Source organism: Coprococcus sp. ART55/1 (assembly GCF_000210595.1).
GTDB lineage: Bacteria > Bacillota > Clostridia > Lachnospirales > Lachnospiraceae > Coprococcus > Coprococcus aceti.
This window is the reverse complement of record NC_021018.1, coordinates 2,973,208-2,977,386: the sequence shown is the minus strand read 5'-3', so window position 1 is coordinate 2,977,386 and position 4,179 is coordinate 2,973,208. Positions and strand designations below refer to the sequence as shown.

The 4,179-nt window shown below is 40.6% G+C and carries 4 protein-coding genes and 1 pseudogene; all 5 read left to right on the top strand.

Annotated elements, in window-relative coordinates; translation table 11 throughout:
• Positions 1 to 203 (top strand): hypothetical protein (locus CCU_RS13400; RefSeq protein ID WP_208896294.1); only part of this gene is annotated, 203 nt, incomplete at its 5' end.
• A gap of 35 nt (positions 204 to 238) precedes the next feature.
• Positions 239 to 1,168: a hypothetical protein gene (locus CCU_RS13395; RefSeq protein WP_015535022.1), complete on the top strand. Its 930-nt coding sequence runs from the start codon at positions 239 to 241 to the stop codon at positions 1,166 to 1,168.
• Between the two features lie 167 nt (positions 1,169 to 1,335).
• Positions 1,336 to 2,765: pseudogene (locus CCU_RS13390) on the top strand (alanine/glycine:cation symporter family protein).
• Positions 2,766 to 2,785: 20 nt separating this feature from the next.
• Positions 2,786 to 3,748 carry an NYN domain-containing protein gene (locus CCU_RS13385; RefSeq protein WP_015535019.1) on the top strand — a complete coding sequence of 321 codons (963 nt, stop codon included), beginning with the start codon at positions 2,786 to 2,788 and terminating at the stop codon, positions 3,746 to 3,748.
• A gap of 171 nt (positions 3,749 to 3,919) precedes the next feature.
• The coding region (locus CCU_RS13380) for a tubulin-like doman-containing protein (protein ID WP_305803647.1) at positions 3,920 to 4,179 on the top strand (260 nt) is incomplete at its 3' end.

The window sequence follows — 4,179 nt, the reverse complement described above, 5'->3', positions numbered from 1 at the left end:
ATAAATATTATTCAGATTATGAAAGCAAGGAAGGATCAGCTACGGTATCTGTGAAGTATTATGTATTAGGACAAAAATATTATGCAGAAGCGCAGACTGCTCCAGAGGGATATGGATACTATAAGATTCCAGAAGGTACACCTGCAGGGTTATATTGTGTTCGAACATCTGGATATTCGTTCATAATTGACATTATCGAATAGACACGCACTATTTTTTTACGGGAGAAAATTAAATTATGCAATTACCAATATTGATAATAGGATGCATTTGCTTGTTCATATTGTGTGTTCATTTATTTATGAAAAATGTGGACAAACATTCGGCGCTCGGAGTATGTGAGATAATTTTGATGGTGTGTGTAGGCATTGTCACAATTGTTTGGGGAATTATTCCTGAATTCGTAATGCTGGCTAATAAAGGAGCGGACAAAATAAAAAAGAATCTAATGAATACATCAGGTAGAGTGTGTGATGATAATGGGCATATTGTTGATGTTGATATTAGTGATGAAAGTCAGATAGATGTTCTGTCTGTTGACAATGTGATAAAAACAGATGAATACTATATTGTATATGATGTATCTGTGGATGTAAAAGTTCCTCAGGGATATTTAAGAGGTGTTCCTGTTACTGTTGAGAAAAATATGTTTGGCTCAGATACGATTGTCAAGTGGGATTACAATCTTGATGAAAAAGTATATTATTATGAGACAGTAATCAAGGAACGGCAGGAGAATGCAGATGCAGAAGATGTTTTGGATAATAATGACGAGGCGTTTGGTGATCAACATTATGTTAAATTTGAGTACACGAATGCACCGGCGTATACTGTTGGTGACGTGTTAGATTATATTGGTGTGAAAGGCCCGTATGAGGTTGCAACAGTATGTGTTGCATCTATAACGGACAATTATGATGCTTTGGAATATTATGCATTGTGGAGAGACAAAAACACAAAGGTTCGTCAAAAAGAATGGGTTAGAGCAGTGTATAATAGCGAATTAAAACAGTGGGAGCTATGCGATGGCGAGAAGAAAATAACTTCTTTGGATAGTGGCCTTGCAGAATATGCTTCAGAAAATGATGATACATACAATAATGACTATACAAATGATTATGTAATTGTAGAAAGTGATTCATCACTTAGCTGGGCAGAGATTGAATAGCTCCAAATACATAATTTGAGTTAGAAGTATATAACAATATTATATAAATTAAAAACCGCATCCATGACTAAAGTGGATGCGGTTTTTCTTGCACAACAAGCACAATGTATTGTAAAATCATACTTGGTATGTAAAAAATAAGAAAAACGAAAAGAGAAAGAGCAGATATGGATAAATTACTTAAGATCATTGCCGATGTGAATTCATCGGTGAACAATTTTATATGGGGAGTGCCATCCATGATATGTATCGTGGGCGTGGGACTGTGGCTCCTCATAAGAAACAGGGGGGTTCAGTTTACAAAGTTTGGATACGCGTTCAAGCATACGTTTGGAAGGATATTCAACAAGAAGGAGACTTCAGATGGTGCAATCAGTCCTTTTCAGGCCATGTGTACGGCGTTGGCGGGAACGGTTGGAACGGGAAATATAGCCGGTGTTGCTGGAGCCATCGCCATAGGCGGTCCTGGTGCGGTATTCTGGATGTGGATCTCAGCACTTCTCGGAATGGGAACAAAGTTTGCAGAGGTCGTACTTGCAGTGTTCTACCGTGAGAAGGATGTGAATGGTGACTGGGTCGGCGGACCAATGTATTACATCAAGAATGGCCTAGGCAAGAATGCTTACTTCCTGGCTATAGCATATTCAGTCCTCGGTATACTCACAGTGTTCGGAACAGGAAATGCAACACAGGTCAATACCATAACTACGGCTATAGATTCAGCACTTTTTAATTATAATCTGGCTGACAAGAGCAATACATTTACAATCAATCTTGTGATAGGAATCATAATAGCTATTCTTGTTGGTCTCATACTTATAGGAGGAATCAAGAGAATAGGAAGCGTGACAGAGAAGCTGGTGCCATTCATGGCTGCTATGTATATCATCATGGCTATAATTCTTGTAATAATCAATATCAAGAGTGTGCCGGGAGTGTTCGCTTCTATATTTGAAGGTGCATTCAATCCGAAGTCCGTGACCGGTGGAATAGTTGGAAGTCTGTTCCTCAGCATGAGAAAGGGTGTATCGAGAGGTATTTTCTCCAATGAGGCAGGTCTTGGTACAGGATCCATAGCCCATGCATGTTCTGATGTAAAGCATCCGGTGCAGCAGGGACTCTGGGGAATATTCGAGGTATTTATCGATACTATAGTTATATGTACGCTTACGGCACTTGTAATACTGTGCAGTGGAACTGAGGTAGCCTACGGACAGGCTGCAGGAGCCGATCTCACGATCAACGGCTTTGTTGCAACCTACGGCAACTGGATATCGATATTCACAGCGGTGGCTTTGTGCTGTTTCGCGTTCTCAACCATACTCGGATGGGGACTTACGGTTCAAGATGTGTCGGATTCCTGTTTGGAAGTAAGCTTATCAAGCCGTTCATGGTTGTGTATGCATTTGTCGCAATCATCGGTGCGACCATGGATCTCGGACTTCTCTGGGATATAGCGGACACCTTCAACGGACTTATGATCATACCTAATCTGATCGCAGTATTCATGCTGTCAGGTACAGTTGTGAAGCTTACCCGTGAGTATTTTCAGGATGGACCGGGCAAGTTTGGGGTTGAGACCGGCAAAGAGAACTGATAAATGAAAGGGACTTTTATATGGAAGAAATATCAAGTGAGATTTCTAACAAGTATGCGATACTTATCGATTCAGAGAATGTATCGGCAAAATATATTGAGAGTATATTTGATGAGCTGTCAAGGCTCGGCTCAATAACGGTGCGGAAGATATATGGGGATTGGTCAAAGAATAACAATGGCTGGGACAAGGATTGTCTGCTGTCATATTCTATACAGCCTGTACAGCAGTTTTCATACACGGCGGGAAAGAATTCAACGGATTCGGCCATGATAATAGATGCGATGGATCTTCTCTATACGAGCAATATAGATGGATTCTGTCTGGTGACAAGCGACAGCGATTTCACTAGGCTTGCATCAAGACTCAGGGAGGCTGGCAAGCAGGTCATCGGAATGGGAGAACGCAAGACTCCGAAAGCGTTCGTGAGTGCGTGTACAAGCTTCAAGATCCTTGATTCACTGGTGACAGAGGATCTCAACAAGCCGGCATCGAAGAATGCCATGCTTGAGGCTGCGGCTGTGGACGAGTCATATATCACAAGCATAAGGGACATAAAGAAGACGGTCTACAATATAATAGATGAGAACGATGACAAGGATAAGAAGACTCATATGGGTGAGATCGGAAGCCGCCTTGTGAACAAATATCCTGACTTTGACGTGAGAAATTATGGATATTCCAAGCTGTCAACATTCCTCAGTGAGGAGTTTGACGATCTGGATATAGACAGCGGCAGGCAGAAATTTGTGTCCATCAAGAACCATATCGATCCTAAGAGTGCTGTCAAGCTGCGCATAGTGAGACTTCTCACGGAGAATTCTGACACTATGTACAATATGGGACTGCTGAATACAGAACTTAAGAATATTATACCCAGCTTCAGCATAAAGAAATATGGATACAGTAAGTTTTCAAGCTTTCTCAAAAGCTTCGGTTGTTTTGAGATCGTGGGAGACAGGGTAAAATTGACAGATAAGTAGAAAGTGTTTAATGCTTAAATATGTCAAAATTTAGAAAAAATGCCAAATAAATTAACGCTTTTTGTTGAAAATCAATAAGAATAGTGATAAATTGAAAATGTGGGTTTTCAGGTACAGAAAATTCACTATGGGGGAAGAAGTGTACGTGCATATTAAGGAGAGGCATAATCTATGATACTTATTGATACTCAAAAAGAGGAGTTTAGCAAATTAAAAGACATACGTGTTTTTGGACGTATAAGTCATGAGAACAGATTCAACAAGAATCTGCTCGTAATAGGTCTTGGGGGACTTGGAGGCAGGACAGTTTGCGCGCTTAAGGGTATGCTGATGGATAACATCACACCCGAGGATAACATTAATTTCCTCATGATAGATTCAGATATAGCAGAGATGGAGGCTACCATAGATGATAGCAAGGAGGGGGTCGG

What these genes read in the sequence shown, in the direction of transcription:
- CCU_RS13395 (WP_015535022.1), top strand. Translation starts at nt 239, where the DNA reads ATGCAATTACCAATATTGATAATAGGATGCATTTGCTTGTTCATATTG.
- CCU_RS13385 (WP_015535019.1), top strand. Translation starts at nt 2,786, where the DNA reads ATGGAAGAAATATCAAGTGAGATTTCTAACAAGTATGCGATACTTATC.